Source organism: Streptomyces sp. NPDC014889 (assembly GCF_043081205.1).
GTDB lineage: Bacteria > Actinomycetota > Actinomycetes > Streptomycetales > Streptomycetaceae > Streptomyces.
The window spans coordinates 133,721-151,679 of record NZ_JBIBWH010000001.1 but is presented as its reverse complement, the minus strand read 5'-3'; the positions used below and the strand labels follow the sequence as shown (position 1 = coordinate 151,679).

The window sequence follows — 17,959 nt, the reverse complement described above, 5'->3', positions numbered from 1 at the left end:
ATGAGCGGGACGGGCGGGTCGTGGCAGGCTGCGCCGCATGAGCGATCAGCACCCCGGCACCGCGCCGGCACCGCCCGACGACCTCTGGTCCGCCGTCGACGACCTGTGGGCCTGGCTGGACGGGCACCGCCCGCTCGACGAGAGCCGGGAGGCGTCGGTGCTGCCGCGGATCCTGAAGCTGTCGGAGGAGGTCGGCGAGGTCGCCCAGGCGGTGATCGGCGCGACCGGCCAGAACCCGCGCAAGGGCACCACCCACACCTGGGACGACGTCGAATCCGAACTGTGCGACGTGGTGATCACCGCCCTGGTGGCCCTGCGCACCCTGACCCCTCAGGCCCGTGAGATCTTCGCCCGGCACCTGGACCGGGTCAGGCAGCGCTCACTGGGGTCGGGCGGCGAGAGCCGGCCGAGCGGCCCGCGCACCGGCGGAGCGTGACGTTCCGGCGGTGGAATCCGCTTGCTGGTCAGGGAGCCCGTCAAGGCACCCATGGCAAGCGAAGGGTGGAATTTCCATGGCCGAGGCCGACGAGAGCAACCGGGACGCGGCGGGAATGCCCCTGCGCGCGGCCGCCCTGGTCGCCCGTCTCGCGGAGCGCAGCCGGCTGCCTCTGGACTACTCCGTGGCGAGTCTGCGGATCGTCGACTTCCTGATCGACGGCATGCGCAAGAGCGGTGCTTCGCGCGAGCGCGTACGGGGTCCGCTGCTCGGCCTCGGCGCGTACGTGGGTGAGGTGCTGGTGCGCCATGCCGGTGCGACCTGGGTGGACCTCGACGCCGAACAGCGGGCCCGGTTCTGCCAGCCGGTCGGCGTCCTCATGCCGGACGGGCGTGTCCGGAACCCGCTGGGCAGGGTCGCCGACCGCTTCGACACCGGCGGAGCACGGCATTCCCTCCAGTCCTTCCACCTGCCCCTGGACGGTCGGCCGCGGCGGGCGCCCCTGGCCGGCCGTCGCGCGGGGTGAGCTCCCGCTCTGCGACGGGGGCACGGGCGGGTTCGGGCTGACGCGACGGCCCGGCCCGGCTGCTCCGGCCGGGCCAAGAGGCCGTTTTCGGCCAAGGGGCGCTGGTGGGACGGCTGGGCAGGGAGTGGGGCTGTCTTGGTTGACAGTTGATCAATTACCTTGTGCCGTAAGCCAGTCACTCACTTTGAGGGAGCCCCATGTCCACCGCGCAGCAGGTGCCCGACATCCTCTCGCCCGAGTTCGCCGCGGACCCCTACCCGGCGTACCGTCTGATGCGCGACACCGCGCCCCTCATCTGGCACGAGGCCACGCAGAGTTACGTCATCTCGCGCTACGAGGACGTCGAACGCGTCTTCAAGGACAAGAAGGGCGAGTTCACCACCGACAACTACGACTGGCAGATCGAGCCGGTGCACGGCAAGACGATCCTCCAGCTCAGCGGCCGTGAGCACGCCGTGCGCCGCGCCCTCGTCGCCCCCGCCTTCCGCGGCGCCGACCTCCAGGACAAGTTCCTGCCCGTCATCGAGCGCAACTCGCGCGAACTGATCGACGCCTTCCGGAACTCCGGCTCCGCCGACCTGGTGGGCGACTACGCCACCCGTTTCCCGGTCAACGTGATCGCCGACATGCTGGGCCTCGACAAGGCCGACCACGCGCGCTTCCACCGTTGGTACACGTCCGTGATCGCCTTCCTCGGCAACCTCTCGGGCGACCCCGAGGTGGCCGCGGCGGGCGAGCGGACCCGCGTCGAGTTCGCCGAGTACATGCTGCCGATCATCCGCGAGCGCCGCGAGAACCTGGGCGACGACCTGCTGTCGACGCTGTGCGCCGCCGAGGTCGACGGCGTGCGGATGAGCGACGAGGACGTCAAGGCGTTCTGCAGCCTGCTGCTGGCAGCCGGCGGCGAGACCACCGACAAGGCGATCGCCAGCATCTTCGCGAACCTGCTGCTCCACCCCGACCAGCTCGCCGCCGTCCGCGCGGACCGCGACCTGATCCCGCGGGCCTTCGCCGAGACCCTGCGGTACACCCCGCCCGTCCACATGATCATGCGGCAGTCCGCGACCGAGGTGGAGCTCAGCGGCGGCACCATACCCGCGGGCGTCACCGTCACCTGCCTGATCGGCGCCGCCAACCGCGACGAGAACCGCTACCGCGACCCCGACCGCTTCGACATCTTCCGCGACGACCTCACCACGACGACGGCGTTCTCCGCCGCCGCCGACCACCTCGCCTTCGCGCTCGGCCGGCACTTCTGCGTGGGCGCGCTGCTCGCCAAGGCGGAGGTCGAGATCGGCGTCAGCCAACTGCTGGACGCCATGCCCGACTTGCGCCTCGCCGACGGCTTCGACCCGGTCGAGCAGGGCGTCTTCACCCGTGGACCGGAGCGGCTGCCGGTGCGGTTCACGCCCGTGAGCGCCTGACCGGCAGACCCGCACCACCGCGGAGGCAATGGGCCCCTTCCAGGGACAGGGGACAGGGGCCCATCGGCCCGCCTACTGCACCACCGGCGTGAACCGCACCGGAAGCGACGTCAGCCCCCGCATCCAGATCGACGGGCGCCAGGTCAGCGTCTCCGGCTCCACCGAGAGGACCAGGTCGGGCAGCCGCTCCAGCAGCGTCTCGACCGCCGTACGCGCCATGACGTCCGCCAGCAGCGGCGCCGGATAGGGGCAGCGGTGCTCGCCGTTGCTGAACGACAGATGCGCGGCGTTCTCCGCGCCCACGTGCGACTCGGGCCAGATCTGCGGGTCGGTGTTGGCCGCGGCGAGACCCAGCACCAGGCAGTCGCCGGCCCGGATGTGCCGCCCGCCGAGCTGCGTGTCCCGGACGGCCCAGCGCCCGATGAAGTTCTGCGTCGGCGTGTCCAGCCACAGCGCCTCGTTGAGCGCCTCGCCCACACTGAGCCGGCCGCCCGACACGTTCACGGCGAACCGCTCGTCCGTCAGCAGCAGTCGCAGCGTGTTGCAGATCCAGTTCGCCGTCGGCTGCTGCGCCGCGGCGATCACCGAGATCAGGTCCTGGACGATCTCCTCGTCCGTCAGCCCCGCCGGATGCCGCAGCATGCGCGAGGTGACGTCCGGGCCCGGGCTGACCCGCTTGTCCTTCACCAGTTGCCGCAGCCGCTCGCCCACACGCCCGTACGCGGCCACGGGGTCGTCGCCCTCGGCGGCGTCCAGCGAGATCCGCAGGTCCTCGACGAGCTGCTGGGTGTCCTCGCCCGAGGTCGGCATCCCGCACATCTGCACCACGGCCCGCATCGGCAGGGCGTGCACGTAACCGGACATCAGCTCCGCGTGCCCGCTCCCCGCGAAGTCGGCGATGAGCCGGTCGGCGATCAACTGGCAGTTGCGGGCCAGCTCGAACTGGTCGATGCCCTCCAGCGCCTCGGTGATCACCCCGGCCCGCCGCCGGTGCTCGTCGCCCTCGGTGAACAGCACCGACGGCTGATGGCCGACGTACGGCATCAGCGGCCAGTCCGCCGGAATGTTGTCCCACTGGTTCCAGCGCCGGGAGTCCCGCGCGAACAGCTCGTCGTGGCTGGTCACGTAGGTGACCTCGGAGTAGCCGAGCACCAGCCAGGCCGGGATGTCCCCGTCGAGCAGCACCGGCGCGACCGCGCCGTGCTCCCAGCGCAGCGCGCGGTAGAGCTGCGACGGCGTCTGCTGGTACTCGAGCCCCGACAGGCGCACCGCGTCGGGGTGGTGGGCGGGGCAGCCCGGCGGGGCCGGTTGCGCGGAAGAGGAGTCGGTCACGGTGTCGCCTCCTGGGCCATGGCCAGTTCGTACAGGTGGTCCACGAGGGTGATCAGCACGTCCTTGCCGGACTGCCTGACCCGCGCGTCGCAGTCGAGCATCGGCACGTGCTCGGGCAGGGCGAGCGCCTGGCGGATCTCGTCGAGGGAATACCGGTCGGTGTCGTCGTCGAACCGGTTGACGGCCACCACGAACGGCGTCTTGTGGTGCTCGAGGCGGTCGATCGCGTACCAGGAGTCGTCCATCCGGCGGGTGTCCACGAGCACGACGGCGCCCAGGGTGCCGGAGAACAGTCGGTCCCACAGGAACCAGAAGCGCTCCTGGCCCGGAGCGCCGAACAGGTACAGCACCATGCGCTCGTTGAGGCTGATCCGCCCGAAGTCGAACGCCACCGTCGTGGTCGTCTTCGTGGCGACCGCGCTGGTCTCGTCGACGCCGACGCCGGCCTGCGTCATCACCTCCTCGGTGTTGAGCGGCCGGATCTCGCTCACCGAGCGGACCAGGGTGGTCTTGCCGACACCGAAACCGCCCACGATGACGATCTTCAGGCCGGTCTCCGCGGCGTCGTCCAGTGGCGTGCGGTGGGAGGGCAGCTCAGAGGTTGCGGAGCCCATGGAGCACCTCCTTGAGAAGGGCGGAATCGGGGAGCGAGGCGACGGACTGCGCCGCGCGCGGATGGCGGGCGGTGATACGGCCCATGTCGAGCAGGTCGCCGAGCAGGATCCGCACCACCGTGATGGGCAGTCTCAGCTCCGCGGCGATCTCGACGACGGCCGTGGGGTGTTGGCACAGATCCAGGATCCGGGTGTGCTCCGACTGCATTCCCGCGGTGGGCCGGCTCTCGCTGACGATGAGGGTGACCAGGTCGAAGGAGTCGTCGGCGCGGCTGCGGCCGGCCGTGACCGTGTAGAGCCGGTCGGGGTCACCGGTGTCCACGGGTTTGCGCATCATGACGCGGCACTCCCCGGGACGGGCTCTCGGGGCAGGGCGCGCAGGTGCTCGCCGATCTGCTCGACCAGTTCCGTCATCTGATGGCCGACGACGCCGGGGTCGGCGTCCTCGTCGGCGAGGACGGCCAGATGCGCTCCCTCGCCGGCCTCCACGATGAACAGCAGGCCGCCGTGGAACTCGGTCATGGACTGCCGGACGCCGCCGCTGCCGTCGCCGAACTCCATGGACGCGCCTTGGGCGAGGGCCTGGATGCCGGAGCAGATCGCGGCCAGTTGGTCGGCCTGGTCGAGGGCCAGGTGTTCGGTCCAGCACAGCTTGAGGCCGTCCCGGGACAGGGCGAGGGCGTGCCGGGTGCCGGGGGTGCGCTCCAGAAGGCTCCGGAGCAGCCAGGTGAGGCTGTTGTCTGTGGTCTGCATGATGGTGATGGGACGGTGGTGCCCGGTTCGACCGGTCACCGGCCCGTTCCTCCAATCTCGGGAAATCGAGCGGGACGTGGGCGTCGACGCCCCGGGCGCCGTACGGGAAGGGGGCGGCGGCCACAGCACTGGTGCTGCGACCGGACAGGTTCACCGGCTCGCGACGCCCGGCACGGCACTAGGGGGCGGCCGGCGGCTCGGACTCGGGCCGGGCGTCCGAGCCTGCGGTGCCGCCCGCGGAGCGGCGCCCGCGGTGGAAGGCGCCGAACCGTGAACCGGCGTCGCGTGCCGGGCGGGCTCCGTCGGCCGCCTCGGACGCCGTGCCGGAGGCCGGGCCGGTGGTCGCCTCGGACGCCGACCGGCGCTGCTCGCGCTCCCGTTCGGCCTCGGCCATGGTGCGGCCGGGGGCGCGGACGGGCAGGCCGTTCGGCGTGGCGCCGCCGGCACGCCGGGGCCGTCCCTGTTCGGGCAGCTCCGGCCGGACGGCGGGCCGCTCCGGGACGCCGGGGCGCGAGGGGGCCTCGGGCGCCGGGGCCGGGGCGGGCGCCACGGCGGGGGCGGGACCGGGCGTGGGCGCGGTTCCCGCGGCGGGACGGCCGCTGGTCTCGCGCGGGAGCAACTCGCGCTGCTGGGCGAGCAGTTGCGGGGGCAGCAGGACGACGACGCCGGTGCCGCCGCGCGAGGAGGGCCGGTAGTTGACGCTGATGCCGTACTTCCCCGCCAGCCGTCCGACCACGGCGAGTCCGAGCCGGGTGCCCTGGAGCGAGGCGAGGTCGGTCATGCGTCCGGACACCGCCTCCTCGGCGCGGCGCATCGCCGCGTCGGCCATCTTCAGACCGCTGTCCTCGATGGTGACGACCATGCCGGCGGCACGGTCCTCGACGTAGACGTGCACCTCGTCGATGGGCGGGGAGAAGTTCGCGGCGTTGTCCATCAACTCGGCGAGCAGGTGCATGACGCCCTCGGCGGCGAAGCCGGAGATCGCGGCGGTGGTGGAGCAGTGCAGGCGCACCCGCTGGTAGGCGGCGATACGGCCGACGGCGCCGCGCAGGATGCTCTCCATCACGATCGGCTTGTTCCAGGCCCGGCTGGACCGGCCGCCCATGAGGAGTGCCAGCCGGTCGGTCATCAGGCCGAGCTGGGAGGTGCTGTGGTCCAGCTTGAGCAGGTCGCCGAAGACCTCCTCGCCGTGGCGTTCCTGCATCTCCCGCAGGTCGGCGAGCATGCTGACGGACTTGGCCTGGACGCGGCTGAGCGCCTTGGCGGAGGCGGCCTGGGCCGCGGCGGCGCGCCGCTCGCTGTGGGCGAGTTCGCGGACGAACGACTCGGTGGGGGTGCGCACCACGGGCAGCCGCGGCAGGTCGAGTTCGGCGAGCACCGTGTCGGCGGACTGGCCGTCGCGCAGCCGGGCGACCGCGGCGGGCAGTGTCTCCTGCTCCAGCCGCTCCAGCGCGGTGGTGGCCTCGGCCAGCTCCTGCCGGGCCTGCCGGCGCTCGTCGTCGAGGGAGGCCGCGCGCCGCACGCCCTCCTCGACGGCGGCGGCGAAGGTGTGCACGATCCGGCCGAGTTGGGGTTCGGACGGCGGCGGCACGCTGCCCACCGCGTCGTCCGCGCTCGCGCCGTCCCTCAGCTGCTTGGCCACGGCGGGCAGGGTCACGTTGACCAGGTGCGCGGTCTCCGCCGAGAGCTGCGCGGACTGCGCCTTGAGACGGCCGGTCTCCGCGGCCTGCGCGGCGGCCGCGCGCCGGGCCCGGTGGATGAGCCGGCGGCTGACGAGGACGGTCACGGCCACGCACACCCAGGCGACCGCCGCGACGGTCAGCGCCCAGGTGCGGGCGCCGGAGGGCGCGAGGGCGACGGCCGCACCGCCGCCCGCGGCGGCCACCACCAGTACGGCGAGGGGCGCGGCCGGCGAGGTGTGCGGCGCCTTCGCCGACCGGTGCTGACTGGGCGGTGCAGGCACTGACATTCCGCGGTCCCTCGGTCCATGAGATCAGAAGAAACGGGGCAGCCGGCTCACGGCGGCCGCGGGCCGGAGATGGGTCGCCAAGAGGACGACGATCTTCCGACCGGGTACTGGCTCATGCTAGCCATCCTTCTGCGCGAGAAGATCTGACTAATCGCCCACTCCGCCACTGACCCAAGTTCGTCGCGAACCGACCGCCTGAACGCCCGCCCGTGGTAAGGGAGATGACGCCGTCCCACCCGCACTGACGCACAAGGGCAGGCCGCCAAATGTGCTGACGGAGTGTCAAAATTGCAAAAAAGATCGCTGCTCACGCGTCAACTCCGGTCACCTACAGCCGCTTTCCAGCCAACCACACGCCACTCGAAGCTGAACTCTGAGTTCCGGGGTCGCTGTAAACCGGCGGGCAAGGCACCCTCGGAGCCCATCCGGCTGACGTCCTGCCGATGGGCCCCGATAACGGCGAGATCGCTCGACAGCCTCTGCCAGGGCCAGCAGCCGCACACCGGGGCCGGCGGTGAGAGCCTCGTGGACGGTGCTGCTTCAGGTGCTCTTCGAGGTCGTCGACGGTCCAGTCGGCCTCGCGAAGGAGGAAGCGGACACCGACCTCCCCGGACAGCGGTCTTCCCCACGGTCACCCGTACCGATGCCGGTTGACCTGCCGGAATCCGCCCGCCGGCGCCATATCGGCCCCGGCTCGCATACGGCCGACCCAGGGAGGCCGGGTACTGCTGCGGCGGACAATACGCGAGGGAGAGCGGCAGACGAGTCGGGCTGTACGCCGGGTTCTGTTCCCCGGGTTCCTCGCGGAGCCCGGGGCGACGGCCATCCATCTAGGGCCGGCGTTGCCGCCGGCCTCGTGCGGTCCACCCGCGGACTCGGGCGGGCAGCCCTCGAACGTCCGCGCAGAAACACCGGGGTGTTTCCTTTTGACCTTGCTCCAGGTGGGGTTTACCTAGCTGCCCAGGTCACCCTGGGCACTGGTGGTCTCTTACACCACCGTTTCACCCTTACCGAGGACCGAGATCCCCGGCGGTCTGCTTTCTGTGGCACTGTCCCGCGGGTCACCCCGGGTGGCCGTTAGCCACCACCCTGCCCTGTGGAGCCCGGACGTTCCTCGGGAAGCCCCCGTGAGGGGAACTCCACGCGGCCGCCCGCCCGGCTCGTCTGCCGTGGGCACCATCGTACCGGTCGCGCGGGCCGCGCCGTCTCCCATCGGGCAGTGGTCAGGCGCCGCACCCCGCGCTTGACCTTCACGTGGCGTCAACGTCTGTACTGGTCGCATGCGGATCGGAGAACTCGCCGCGGCCGTCGGTGTCACGACGCGGACCGTGCGGCACTACCACCACCTGGGGCTGCTGCCGGAGCCGGAGCGGCGGCCCAACGGCTACCGGCACTACGGCCTGCGGCACGCCGTCGCACTGGCCCGGATCCGGCGGCTGACCGAGCTGGGGCTCGGACTGGCGGAAGTACGGGACGTGCTCGCGGACGACGCCGGGAAGGATCTCGCCGAGGTGCTCGAGGAACTCGACGCCGACCTGGCGCGGCAGGAGGCGGCGATCCGGGACCGCAGGGCCCGGCTGCGTGCCCTGCTCGACGTGGGGGAGCTGCCCGCGGAGGGGCCGGTCTCCCCCGAGCTGGCCGCCCTGTTCGCCACGGCGGGGGCCGGGCTGTCCGGTTCCCCGGCGGCCGCCAAGGACCGCGAGATCCTCGCCCTGCTGGAGACGGCCGCGGCACCCGCGGACTGGGAGCGGACGATGGGCGCCATGAGCGCGGCCTTCGGCTCGCCGGAGGGGGCCGCGCGGGCGGCGGAGGCCTACGCCCTGCTGGACGCGCTCGCCGACGTGGACGCCGAGGCGAGTCCGCGGGATCCGCGGATCGCGGAGGCGGCCCGCGTGATCGCCGGGTGCGTGCCGCGCGACATGCTGCCGCGGGAGGCCTGCGCCGTCCTGCCGGAGGGCGCGGGGCCCGACGAGAGCCACGGATTCCTGCGCGCCCTCTACGCGGACTTCGCACCGGCCCAGGCCGAGGCGGTCCGGCAGGCCCTGCGGATCCTCTCGGAGGGACGGCGGTGAGGGCCGCGGCGCGGGCGGCGGCCCGCCTCGCCCGGCACGAGCTGCGGCTGCTGACCGGCCTGGTCCTGTGGGTGACGCGCCGCACCCACGGCGCCGGCGGCGGGCAGGCCTTCGGGTATGCCCGTGGTCAGGGCCCCGTCATGGCCGGGCTGGCGTTCGTCTGCGTGACCGAGACCGTGACGATGTCCGTCCTGCTGCGGAACTGGCCGGCCGTGCACACGGTGGTGCTGCTCCTCGACGTGTACGCCGTCGTCCTCGTCGTGGCCCTGCACGCGGCCACGGTGGTCCGGCCGCATGTGCTGGACGCGGACCATCTGCGCATACGGCAGGCCGCCCACGTCGATCTGCGCGTCCCGCTGGACCGGATCGCCTCCACGCGCCGCGAGACGCGCACCACGCACGAGCGGGCCGAGGGCGAGCTGAACCTGCCCGTCGGCTCGCAGACCTCCGTCACCCTCGAACTGACCGCGCCCGTCGAGCACGTCACCCTCCTCGGCAGGCGCAGGCCGGTGCGGCTCGTGCGGTTCCACGCCGAGGACGCCGGTGCGCTCGTACAGGAGCTCACGCGGGCGACGACGGCTGCGGACGCGGGGCGGGGGCCCCTGGGCGGCACGCCGTACGCTGGCGCGGAGCGCTATCCGAAGGAGTAACCCCCGTGCTTGTGCTGCTGCCCCCGTCCGAAGGCAAGGCCGCCGCCGGCCGCGGCGCCCCGCTGAGGCCCGAGTCGCTGTCGCTGCCGGGGCTGGCCGCCGCCCGCGAGACGGTGCTGACGGAACTGGTCGAGCTGTGCACCGGGGACGAGGAGAAGGCCCGCGAGGTGCTCGGGCTGAGCGAGGGCCTGCGCGGCGAGATCGCCAAGAACGCGGGGCTGCGCACAGCAGGCACGCGGCCCGCCGGGGAGATCTACACCGGTGTGCTCTACGACGCCCTGGACCTCGCCTCCCTCGACCCGTCGGCCAAGCGGCGCGCCGCACGCTCGCTGCTGGTCTTCTCGGGGCTGTGGGGCGCGGTCCGGGTGACCGACCGGATCCCCTCCTACCGCTGCTCGATGGGCGTGAAGCTGCCCGGCCTCGGCGCGCTGGCCGCGTACTGGCGTACGCCGATGGCCTCGGTGCTGCCCGAGGCGGCCGGTGACGGGCTGGTGCTTGACCTGCGGTCCTCGGCGTACGCGGCGGCGTGGAAGCCGAAGGGGGAGGTCGCGGACCGGACGGCGACCGTGCGGGTGCTGCACTCCCAGGTCGTGGACGGGGTGGAGAAGCGGTCCGTGGTCAGCCACTTCAACAAGGCGACCAAGGGCCGGATCGTACGCGCCCTGCTGGCCGGGGCCGCCGCTCCGAAGGACCCGGCGGGGCTGGTCGAGGCGCTGCGGGACCTCGGGTACGTGGTGGAGGCGGAGCCGCCGGGGAAGGCGGGGCGGCCGTGGGCGCTGGACGTGGTGGTGACGGAGATCCACTGACGCGCGGGCGGCGGTGGCGCCGGTCAGCGCAGGTGGGACGTGTCGTTGAACAGGCGGACGCTCGCGTTGCCGTCCGCGTAGTACGCCACCGCCGACAGGGACGCCGCCGACAGCTCCATGCGGAACAGGGACTCCGGCGGGGCGCCGAGGGCCAGTTGGACGAACGTCTTGATCGGGGTGACGTGCGTGACGAGCAGCACCGTGCGGCCCGCGTGGGCGGCGACCAGCTTGTCCCGGGTGGCGGCGATCCGGACCGCGGTGGTCGCGAAGCTCTCGCCGCCGCCGGTGGGCGCGGCGTCCGGGGAGGCCAGCCAGGCGTTCAGGTCGTCCGGGTAGCGCTCGCGCACCTCGCCGAACGTGAGCCCCTCCCAGGCGCCGAAGTCGGTCTCGCGCAGCCCTTCCTCCACGGTCACGTCGAGGCCGAGGCGGGCGGCGACGATGCCGGCGGTCTCGCGGGTGCGGGCGAGCGGCGAGGACACGACGGCCTGGACGGTGCCGCGCCGGGCGAGCGCCGCCGCGACCTTCTCGGCCTGCTCGCGGCCCACGCCGGAGAGCGACGGATCGGTGCCGCCGCTGCCCGAGAAACGCTTCTGCGGCGTCAGCGGCGTCTCCCCGTGCCGCAGCAGTACGAAGGTGGCGGGCGCGCCCAGATCGGCGGGCGCCCAGCCGGGTGTGGCGACCGCTGCCGCCCCCTCGGCCCCCGCACCGACGCCGGTTCCGGCACCGGAAGCGGCCCCGCCGGCGGTGGCGCGCGCCGCCCGGACGTCTGCGCCCTCGCCGCTGTCGGTGCTGGGGCTCGGGCTCGGGACGGTCAGGGTGTCCGCGGACGGCCCGGACCACTGTTCGCCGCGCGCGCCCGCGTCCATCGCCTCGTTGGCCAGGCGGTCGGCGTGCTTGTTGCGCTCGCGCGGGATCCACTCGTACGTGACCCGGTCGGCCGGGAACACCCGGGAAGCCGTCGCCGCCAGCGGTTTCAGGTCGGGGTGCTTGATCTTCCAGCGGCCCGACATCTGCTCGACGACGAGCTTGGAGTCCATGCGGACGTGCACGGCCGCCGCCGGGTCCAGCGCGTGCGCGGCGCGCAGTCCGGCGAGCAGGCCCCGGTACTCGGCCACGTTGTTCGTGGCCACCCCGAGGTACTCGGCGTGCTCAGCCAGGGTCTCCCCCGTCGCCGGGTCGAGCACCACCGCCCCGTAGCCCGCGGGCCCCGGATTGCCCCGTGACCCGCCGTCGGCCTCGACGATGAACTCCCGCACGCCGCTTACTCCTTGCAGACCCGGCTACAGACCGGACTCGGCGGTGCGCACCAGGATGCGGCGGCAGTTCTCGCAGCGGACGACCGTGTCGGGGGCGGCCGCGCGGATCTCGCTCAGCTCGGTGATGGCGAGCTCCTGGCGGCAGCCCTGGCAGGTGCGCTGGTACAGCTTGGCCGCGCCGATGCCGCCCTGCTGCCCGCGCAGCTTGTCGTAGAGCTTCAGCAGGTCCGCGGGTACGGCGGCGGCGATGACCTCGCGCTCCTTCGTCACGGACGCCACCTCGCCGTCGATCTCCTCGAAGGCCGCGTCCCGGCGCGCGGTCGCGTCGTCGGCCTTGGCCTGGACGGAGGCGACGCGCCCGGTCAGTTCGGCGACCCGCTCCTGCGCGGACTCGCGGCGCTCCATGACCTCCAGGACGACGTCCTCCAGGTCGCCCTGCCGCTTGGCGAGGGACACGATCTCGTGCTGGAGGTTCGACAGGTCCTTGGGCGAGGTGATCGCGCCGGAGTCCAGGCGCTGCTGGTCACGGGCGGCACGCTTGCGCACCTGGTCCACGTCCTGCTCGGCCTTGGTCTGCTCGCGGGCGCAGTCGCTCTCCTCGGTCTGCGCGGCCACCAGGAGGTCGCGCAGCTGCGCGAGGTCCCGGTTCAGCGACTCGATCTCGGCGTGCTCGGGCAGCGACTTCCGCTTGTGCGCCAGCTGCTGGAGGCGGACGTCGAGGGCCTGGACGTCGAGAAGTCGGATCTGGTCGGCGGGCGCGGCGTTCAGTTGGGGGCTCCCATGTCGCTAGAAGTGGCGGTGGTGGACGCCGCGTGGGCGGTCCAGGGGTCGGTGACCGTCGTGGAGACGTGGACGCGCAGGCCCCATCCGTGCCGGTCGGAGATCTCGTCGAGCTGGGCTGCGGCCAGCTCGCACCAGGGCCACTCGGTGGCCCAGTGCGCCGCGTCGAGCAGCGCGAGGGGACTGCGGGCGCGGTCCGCGATGAACTCGGAGGCCGGATGGTGGCGCAGGTCCGCGGTGAGGAAGGCGTCGACGCCCGCCGCCCGTACGTGGTCGAAGAGGCTGTCGCCCGAGCCGCCGCTGACGGCGACCGTGCGGACGACGGCCTCCGGGTCGCCGGCCACGCGGACGCCCTGCGCGGTGCCGGGCAGCCGCTCGGCGGCGCGGGCGGCGAGTTCGCGCACGGTCAGCGGGTGGTCCAGCTCGCAGACCCTGCCCAAGCCCCGTCGGCCCTCCGGGTCGGTGGCGTCGGGCACCAGGGGGCGTACGACCCGGAGGTCGAGGGCGCCGGCCAGCGCGTCCGAGACGCCCGGGTCGGCGGTGTCCGCGTTGGTGTGGGCCACGTGCAGAGCGACGTCGTTCTTGATCAGGGTGTGCACCACGCGGCCCTTGAAGGTGGAGGCCGCGACGGTCGTCGTGCCGCGCAGGTAGAGGGGGTGGTGGGTGACCAGCAGGTCGGCGCCCAGCTTCACCGCCTCGTCGGCGATCTCCTGGACCGGGTCGACGGCGAACAGGACCCGGCCGACCTCCTGCTCGGGATCGCCCACGACGGTGCCGACCGCGTCCCAGGACTCGGCCCGCTCGGCGGGCCACAGGTTCTCCAGCGCGGCGATGACTTCAGACAGACGGGGCACGGGTGCAAGGCTACCTGGGTGTTCGCCGCGGCAGAACCGGTGCCGCCGCCCCCCGTCCGAACCGGGGCCGTCCAGCACATCAGTCCGGTTTCCTCAGGCGAATCGTTTTTCGGCCACCCGTATGTGTGAAGCAGTCGCCCGCCGGTCCGCCCGGTGTGTGTAGGAAAACTACCGTCCTGGCAGGAGGTGACCGAACGATGACAGCCTGCATTGTCGAGACTTCGGCGGCCGGCGAGGAGGACGACGGTACCCCGCGGGCGGGCTGCACGATCACGGTGGACGGGGCCTACGCCGCCCGGCTCGCGGGCAGCGGCGACTCCTTGTACCCGGAGCGCTGGACGCTGGACGGCCCCGAGCCGTACGCGGTGCCGCTGCCCGGCAACCAGCCCGAGGAGCGCGGCACGGAGGTGCTGCCGATGGGCGACGGCCGGGTGCTGATCCGGCGGTTGGTGGACGGCCGGCACACCTTCTCGCTGCTGTACCCGACCGGGCCGGGCACAGGTGAGCTGCCGCTCGGCGCCATCGAGTGCCCCGAGGGCACCGGGCTGCGGCTGCTGCCCCCGGCGCCCGGCGGCGAGCGGGCCTACGCGCTCGCCGTGGGCCTGCGGTCCTCGGCGGTGTGGCTGGTGGTGGGCGGCGCCTTCGGGCCCGAGCACCTGGCCGAGGTGCCGGGCCGCTGCTCGGGCGGGGTCTGGCTGGACCGTGGCGGGCGGATGCTGGCCCTGGACCGGGAGAGCGGCGGGCGCACCAAGGCGGTGGTGGTGGACCTGGAGTGCGGCGGCGAGACGTCGCCGCTGCTCCAGATCGCCGCCGGCAGCGACGACCGGCTGCTGCTCGCCGACCCCGACAGCGGACTGCTGCTGATCCGCTCGGACGCCCCCTCGCCCGGGCGGCAGCGGCTGGGCTGGGGCGTGCTGGGCAGCACGCGGCCGGTGCGCTTCCCGGAGTGCCTGCGGCTGCCGGACTGCGTGGTGACGCCGTTCGCGATCCAGCCGGGGCAGGTGCTCACCCCCGAGCAGTGCGGGGTGGCGCTGCGCTGCGACGGCGCATCGGGCAGCTGGGTGGCCGTGTGGCGGCCCGCCGAGCGTCAGGTACGTCATCTTCCGGCCCCCGAGGGCTGGCTGGCCGGGTCCGGTCTGTGGACCGACGACGGAGTGCTCCGTCTGCCCTACGCCACGAGCGCGGTGCCGTGCGGTGTGGCGCGGTGGACGTCTCCGACGAGGCAGTCGGTGCCGGCACCGGAGCCGGAGGGGGCACGCGCCCCACTCCACGCGCCGCCTGACGTGCCCGACCGGGGCACGGCACCGGTCCCGCGCCCCGGAACCGAGTCCGGCCCGCGAGCCGGGTTCGGCCCACCCTCCGTACCGGGACCGCGCGCCGTACCGGGGCTTTGCGCCCCGCCCGGCACCGGCCCGCTCGCCGGCCCCGAACCGGAACGCCGGGCGACACCCGAGGCCGGGCCCGAATCCGCACTCCAGGCGGAACCACACCTCGCATCCGAGTCCTGGCCCGGACCGCGAGTCGGGTTCGTACCACCCGCGCCCGCCGTACCCGGGCCGCGAGCCGTACCCGGACCGCCCACCGAACCCGGGCCCTGCGCCGCCCACGGAACCGGACCGCAAGCCCGCCCCGAAGCGGAACGTCACACCACACTCGGGCCCGGGCCCGAATCCGGACCAGGAGCCGCACCCCCGGCCGAACCCCACGTCACTCCCGGGGCCGGGCCCGAAGCCGGACCCCACACCGCGCCCGACGCCGGACCCCACACTCGCCCCGAAACCGCGCCCCAGGCGGCCGGGCCCCACACCGGATGCGAACCCGGGCCCCGCCCCACACTCGAGTCCGGCGCCAAGCCCCCCATCGGGCCCGAAAGCGGGTCCCCCGCCCCGCGCGACGTCGCCCCGCACCAGCACCTCGCCCCCGGAACCAGGACTCACGCCACCCTCGGAACCGGGCTCCTCATCCGGCCCGGCTCAGAACCCCACCCCGCGACCCAGGCCGCCCTGTACGCCACACCCGAAACCGGATGGCCCTGTCCCGTCCCTGAAGCCGGCCCGCACGACGCCCTTGCCCCTGGCCCGCACCCCGGCCCCGACTCCTCCCCCGCATCCTCTCCCACCCCGGAATCCGGGCATCCGGTTCCCCTCGCCAACCGTCCCGTTCCGCTTCAACAGGCGCCTCTGGGACGGCTTGTAACGAAGTAGTGCCGGTTGGCGTGGCCGCCTGGATTCGGCCCGAGGTGTGCCGGTTAGACTCGCCGGGCAGTACGAAAGATCATTGTTGACGGGGTGAATTTCTTCCGATGAACGACGCCAGCACGACCCAGCGCTCCGCCGCCGACGTCGAAGAGTCCGCGGCTCACGGCAAGCACCGGGGTCCGGTTTCGGCCGGCGACGGTGAGTCCGCACCCAGCGGCCGCCACCGCAGGCCCGCCGAGCAGAACGAATCGGCGGCCTGACGGCACGTCGAACGCCGCGGCTCCGCCCGTCAGCAGACGGGCGGGGCCGTTTCGCGTACCGGGGCGTCGAAGGCGACCGTGCCGGTCAGCACCGGCGCGTCGTCCCGCTCGACGGCGCTCACCGCCACCAGGGCCCCGCCGTCCCGCCGCCACATGCGGACGCGCAGGGGCTCGCCCGGGTACACCACCCCGGCGAAGCGCGTGGACCAGGACCGTACGCGGGTCACGTCCCCGTCGAGGAGTGTGTCGACGACTGCCTTCAGGGTCATGCCGTAGGTGCACAGCCCCTGCAGGATGGGCCGGTCGAAGCCGGCGCGCCGGGCGAACTCCGGGTCGGCGTGCAGCGGGTTGTAGTCGCCGCTCAGGCGGTAGAGCAGGGCCTGGTCCTCGCGGACCGTCCGCTCGACGGTGCGATCCGGCTCGCCGGCCGGCGCGGCGGTGCGGGCGGAGGGACCGCGGTCGCCGCCCCAGCCGCCCTCGCCCCGGACGAAGATCTCCGCGTCACCGGCCCACAGGGGGCCGTCGCCGTCGGCGACCTCGGTGCGCATGACCAGGACGGCCGCCGTGCCCTTGTCGTAGACGGCGGCGATACGGCTGGTGGCGGTGGCGGCGCCCGCCACGGGAAGGGGGCGGTGCACGGTCAGCGACTGGCCGCCGTGCAGGACGCGAGCGAGGTCGACGTCGACGCCGGGCATGGACAGGCCGCCGATCACACCGGGCGGTCCGCCACCGGCGACGGTGGCGAAGCTCGGCAGGACGTGCAGCCGCGTCTCCAGGGTGTAGCGCAGCTCGGCGGGGTCGGTGGCGGGCAGGCCCGCGCCGATGCCGAGGTGGTAGAGCAGGACGTCCCGGGGAGTCCAGGAGATCTCACCGGTACGGGGTCCGGCCGCGAGGGCCTCGGCTGCGTCGATGGGCATGGGCTTCCAGAATCTAGCCCAGCGCCCTTCGGCTGGGAAGGATCCAGACAGATCCAGACACCGCGTCAGGTGCACGCGGTGCGCCCGCCGGCCGTGACATTTGTCCTGCCGGAGTCCGTACAAGCGCATCTGCCGGGCGAGGCACGGGAGTTCGTAGCGTCGTAGACATGACACAAGTCGTAGACATGACACGGACGGAACGTGCCGTGTCCTTCACACGGGCGGTCAAGTCCTTCGGCGCGGTGCGCGCCGTCGACGGCGTCGACCTCACCATCGAGCGGGGCGAGACGGTCGCCCTGCTCGGCCTCAACGGCGCCGGGAAGTCCACCGTGATCTCCCTGCTGCTCGGCCTGCATCCGCCCGACGAGGGCAGGGTCGAGCTGTTCGGCGGGCCGCCCGAGCGTGCGGTGCGCGCCGGTCTGGTCGGGGCCATGCTCCAGGACGCGCGGGCGGTGCCCCGGGTCACCGTCCGCGAGCTGGTGACCTTCGTGGCCGGACGGTACCCGGCGCCGCTGTCCGTCGCGCGCGCCCTGGAGCTGGCCGGGATCGCTCACCTGGACGGACGCCGGGTGGACCGGCTCTCCGGCGGCCAGACCCAGCGGGTGCGGTTCGCGGTCGCGGTGGCCGGCGGCCCCGCGCTGCTGGTGCTGGACGAGCCGACGGCGGCCCTGGACGTGGAGGCCCGCCTCTCCTTCTGGGAGGCGATGGGGACCTACGCGCGCAGCGGTCGCACGGTGCTGTTCTCCACGCACTACCTGGAGGAGGCCGACGCCCACGCCGACCGCATCCTCGTCCTGGACCACGGTCGGATCGTCGCAGACGGCACCGGCGAGGAGCTGCGGCGCGCGGCGGGCGGCGGCCTGGTCGCCTTCGACCTGGCCGGGCGGGGCGCCGACGGCCTGGAACTCCTGCCCGGCGTGCGGTCCGTCGAGGTCCGCGGGGACCGGGCGCGGCTGCGCACCGACGACCCGGACGCGACCGTGATCGCCCTGGCCGGACTGGGCGCCGTACGCGGGCTGGAGGTCGCGCCGGCCTCGCTGGACGACGCCTTCCTGGCGCTGACGGGCGCGCGGGCGGCCACGGAACGCGAACGGGAGGTGGCGTGATGCGCG

Annotated in this window: 17 protein-coding genes, 1 other RNA gene and 1 pseudogene; 9 read left to right on the top strand and 10 right to left on the bottom strand. The window is 73.5% G+C overall.

Translation table 11 applies throughout. The annotated features are described in order from the left end of the window. Window positions 1-37: 37 nt before the first annotated feature. The 3 genes from ACF09J_RS00715 (at window position 38) to ACF09J_RS00705 (ending at window position 2,386) form a co-directional block, all read left to right on the top strand. The gene (locus ACF09J_RS00715) at window positions 38-436 is read left to right on the top strand and encodes a MazG-like family protein (protein ID WP_392303196.1); all 399 of its coding nucleotides are present in this window, start codon (window positions 38-40) and stop codon (window positions 434-436) included. Window positions 437-512: 76 nt separating this feature from the next. Further along, window positions 513-962, top strand: a complete 450-nt coding sequence (locus ACF09J_RS00710) for a hypothetical protein (protein WP_392303195.1) — start codon at window positions 513-515, stop codon at window positions 960-962. A 197-nt stretch (window positions 963-1,159) separates the two neighbouring features. Next, window positions 1,160-2,386 (top strand): cytochrome P450, encoded by a 1,227-nt coding sequence (locus ACF09J_RS00705; protein WP_392303194.1) that lies wholly within the window; start codon window positions 1,160-1,162, stop codon window positions 2,384-2,386. Between the two features lie 72 nt (window positions 2,387-2,458). Here the strand turns inward: ACF09J_RS00705 and ACF09J_RS00700 are convergent, their stop codons facing one another. The 6 genes from ACF09J_RS00700 to rnpB form a co-directional block, all read right to left on the bottom strand. Continuing rightward, the gene (locus tag ACF09J_RS00700; RefSeq protein ID WP_392303193.1) at window positions 2,459-3,718 is read right to left on the bottom strand and encodes a cytochrome P450; all 1,260 of its coding nucleotides are present in this window, start codon (window positions 3,716-3,718) and stop codon (window positions 2,459-2,461) included. Further along, window positions 3,715-4,332, bottom strand: a complete 618-nt coding sequence (locus ACF09J_RS00695; protein ID WP_358729578.1) for an ATP/GTP-binding protein — start codon at window positions 4,330-4,332, stop codon at window positions 3,715-3,717. The genes ACF09J_RS00700 and ACF09J_RS00695 overlap by 4 nt, the downstream gene beginning before the upstream one ends. Beyond that, window positions 4,313-4,669, bottom strand: coding sequence for a DUF742 domain-containing protein (locus tag ACF09J_RS00690; RefSeq protein ID WP_392303192.1), 357 nt, complete (start codon window positions 4,667-4,669; stop codon window positions 4,313-4,315). Before ACF09J_RS00690 ends, ACF09J_RS00695 begins: the two co-directional genes overlap by 20 nt. Next, the gene (locus ACF09J_RS00685) at window positions 4,666-5,085 is read right to left on the bottom strand and encodes a roadblock/LC7 domain-containing protein (RefSeq protein WP_392303191.1); all 420 of its coding nucleotides are present in this window, start codon (window positions 5,083-5,085) and stop codon (window positions 4,666-4,668) included. The genes ACF09J_RS00690 and ACF09J_RS00685 overlap by 4 nt, the downstream gene beginning before the upstream one ends. 178 nt (window positions 5,086-5,263) lie before the next feature. Continuing rightward, window positions 5,264-7,054, bottom strand: coding sequence for a sensor histidine kinase (locus ACF09J_RS00680; protein WP_392303190.1), 1,791 nt, complete (start codon window positions 7,052-7,054; stop codon window positions 5,264-5,266). 758 nt (window positions 7,055-7,812) lie between these two features. Continuing rightward, an RNA gene (gene rnpB, locus ACF09J_RS00675) (RNase P RNA component class A) lies at window positions 7,813-8,217 on the bottom strand. 117 nt (window positions 8,218-8,334) lie between these two features. On the opposite strand from rnpB, the gene ACF09J_RS00670 reads away from it, so the two are divergent. From ACF09J_RS00670 to yaaA, 3 genes are read left to right on the top strand one after another with little or no spacing between them, the layout of a single operon-like run. Then, window positions 8,335-9,126 (top strand): MerR family transcriptional regulator, encoded by a 792-nt coding sequence (locus tag ACF09J_RS00670; protein ID WP_392303189.1) that lies wholly within the window; start codon window positions 8,335-8,337, stop codon window positions 9,124-9,126. Further along, window positions 9,123-9,776, top strand: a complete 654-nt coding sequence (locus tag ACF09J_RS00665) for a hypothetical protein (protein WP_392303188.1) — start codon at window positions 9,123-9,125, stop codon at window positions 9,774-9,776. Before ACF09J_RS00670 ends, ACF09J_RS00665 begins: the two co-directional genes overlap by 4 nt. Before the next feature lie 5 nt (window positions 9,777-9,781). Then, window positions 9,782-10,582, top strand: coding sequence for a peroxide stress protein YaaA (gene yaaA / locus ACF09J_RS00660; protein WP_392303187.1), 801 nt, complete (start codon window positions 9,782-9,784; stop codon window positions 10,580-10,582). Between the two features lie 23 nt (window positions 10,583-10,605). Here yaaA and ACF09J_RS00655 read toward each other — a convergent pair whose 3' ends face one another. From ACF09J_RS00655 to ACF09J_RS00645, 3 genes are read right to left on the bottom strand one after another with little or no spacing between them, the layout of a single operon-like run. Further along, window positions 10,606-11,838 (bottom strand): bifunctional RNase H/acid phosphatase, encoded by a 1,233-nt coding sequence (locus ACF09J_RS00655; protein WP_392303186.1) that lies wholly within the window; start codon window positions 11,836-11,838, stop codon window positions 10,606-10,608. Window positions 11,839-11,862: 24 nt separating this feature from the next. Further along, entirely contained in the window at window positions 11,863-12,606 is a 744-nt protein-coding gene (locus ACF09J_RS00650; protein WP_392303629.1) for a zinc ribbon domain-containing protein, read from the bottom strand. Continuing rightward, window positions 12,603-13,472: a Nif3-like dinuclear metal center hexameric protein gene (locus tag ACF09J_RS00645; protein ID WP_392303185.1), complete on the bottom strand. Its 870-nt coding sequence runs from the start codon at window positions 13,470-13,472 to the stop codon at window positions 12,603-12,605. Before ACF09J_RS00645 ends, ACF09J_RS00650 begins: the two co-directional genes overlap by 4 nt. A 197-nt stretch (window positions 13,473-13,669) precedes the next feature. Between ACF09J_RS00645 and ACF09J_RS00640 the strand changes: the two are divergent. Together ACF09J_RS00640 and ACF09J_RS00635 are read left to right on the top strand one after the other, a co-directional pair. Then, a pseudogene (locus ACF09J_RS00640) lies at window positions 13,670-14,684 on the top strand (hypothetical protein); the annotation flags it as partial. Window positions 14,685-15,774: 1,090 nt separating this feature from the next. Continuing rightward, window positions 15,775-15,930 (top strand): hypothetical protein, encoded by a 156-nt coding sequence (locus tag ACF09J_RS00635; RefSeq protein ID WP_392303184.1) that lies wholly within the window; start codon window positions 15,775-15,777, stop codon window positions 15,928-15,930. A 29-nt stretch (window positions 15,931-15,959) separates the two neighbouring features. On the opposite strand, the gene ACF09J_RS00630 is transcribed toward ACF09J_RS00635, so the two are convergent. Further along, a complete protein-coding gene (locus ACF09J_RS00630) occupies window positions 15,960-16,847 on the bottom strand; it encodes a MaoC/PaaZ C-terminal domain-containing protein (RefSeq protein WP_392303183.1) in 888 nt (295 codons plus the stop codon). A 167-nt stretch (window positions 16,848-17,014) separates the two neighbouring features. On the opposite strand from ACF09J_RS00630, the gene ACF09J_RS00625 reads away from it, so the two are divergent. Then, window positions 17,015-17,953: an ABC transporter ATP-binding protein gene (locus ACF09J_RS00625; RefSeq protein WP_392303182.1), complete on the top strand. Its 939-nt coding sequence runs from the start codon at window positions 17,015-17,017 to the stop codon at window positions 17,951-17,953. Window positions 17,954-17,959: the final 6 nt, after the last annotated feature.

Bases quoted from the DNA above. Each gene is read 5' to 3' on its own strand.
- ACF09J_RS00715 (WP_392303196.1), top strand. From the start codon at position 38: ATGAGCGATCAGCACCCCGGCACCGCGCCGGCACCGCCCGACGACCTC.
- ACF09J_RS00710 (WP_392303195.1), top strand. From the start codon at position 513: ATGGCCGAGGCCGACGAGAGCAACCGGGACGCGGCGGGAATGCCCCTG.
- ACF09J_RS00705 (WP_392303194.1), top strand. From the start codon at position 1,160: ATGTCCACCGCGCAGCAGGTGCCCGACATCCTCTCGCCCGAGTTCGCC.
- ACF09J_RS00695 (WP_358729578.1), bottom strand. From the start codon at position 4,332: ATGGGCTCCGCAACCTCTGAGCTGCCCTCCCACCGCACGCCACTGGAC.
- ACF09J_RS00690 (WP_392303192.1), bottom strand. From the start codon at position 4,669: ATGATGCGCAAACCCGTGGACACCGGTGACCCCGACCGGCTCTACACG.
- ACF09J_RS00685 (WP_392303191.1), bottom strand. From the start codon at position 5,085: ATGCAGACCACAGACAACAGCCTCACCTGGCTGCTCCGGAGCCTTCTG.
- ACF09J_RS00680 (WP_392303190.1), bottom strand. From the start codon at position 7,054: ATGTCAGTGCCTGCACCGCCCAGTCAGCACCGGTCGGCGAAGGCGCCG.
- ACF09J_RS00670 (WP_392303189.1), top strand. From the start codon at position 8,335: ATGCGGATCGGAGAACTCGCCGCGGCCGTCGGTGTCACGACGCGGACC.
- ACF09J_RS00635 (WP_392303184.1), top strand. From the start codon at position 15,775: ATGAACGACGCCAGCACGACCCAGCGCTCCGCCGCCGACGTCGAAGAG.
- ACF09J_RS00630 (WP_392303183.1), bottom strand. From the start codon at position 16,847: ATGCCCATCGACGCAGCCGAGGCCCTCGCGGCCGGACCCCGTACCGGT.
- ACF09J_RS00625 (WP_392303182.1), top strand. From the start codon at position 17,015: ATGACACAAGTCGTAGACATGACACGGACGGAACGTGCCGTGTCCTTC.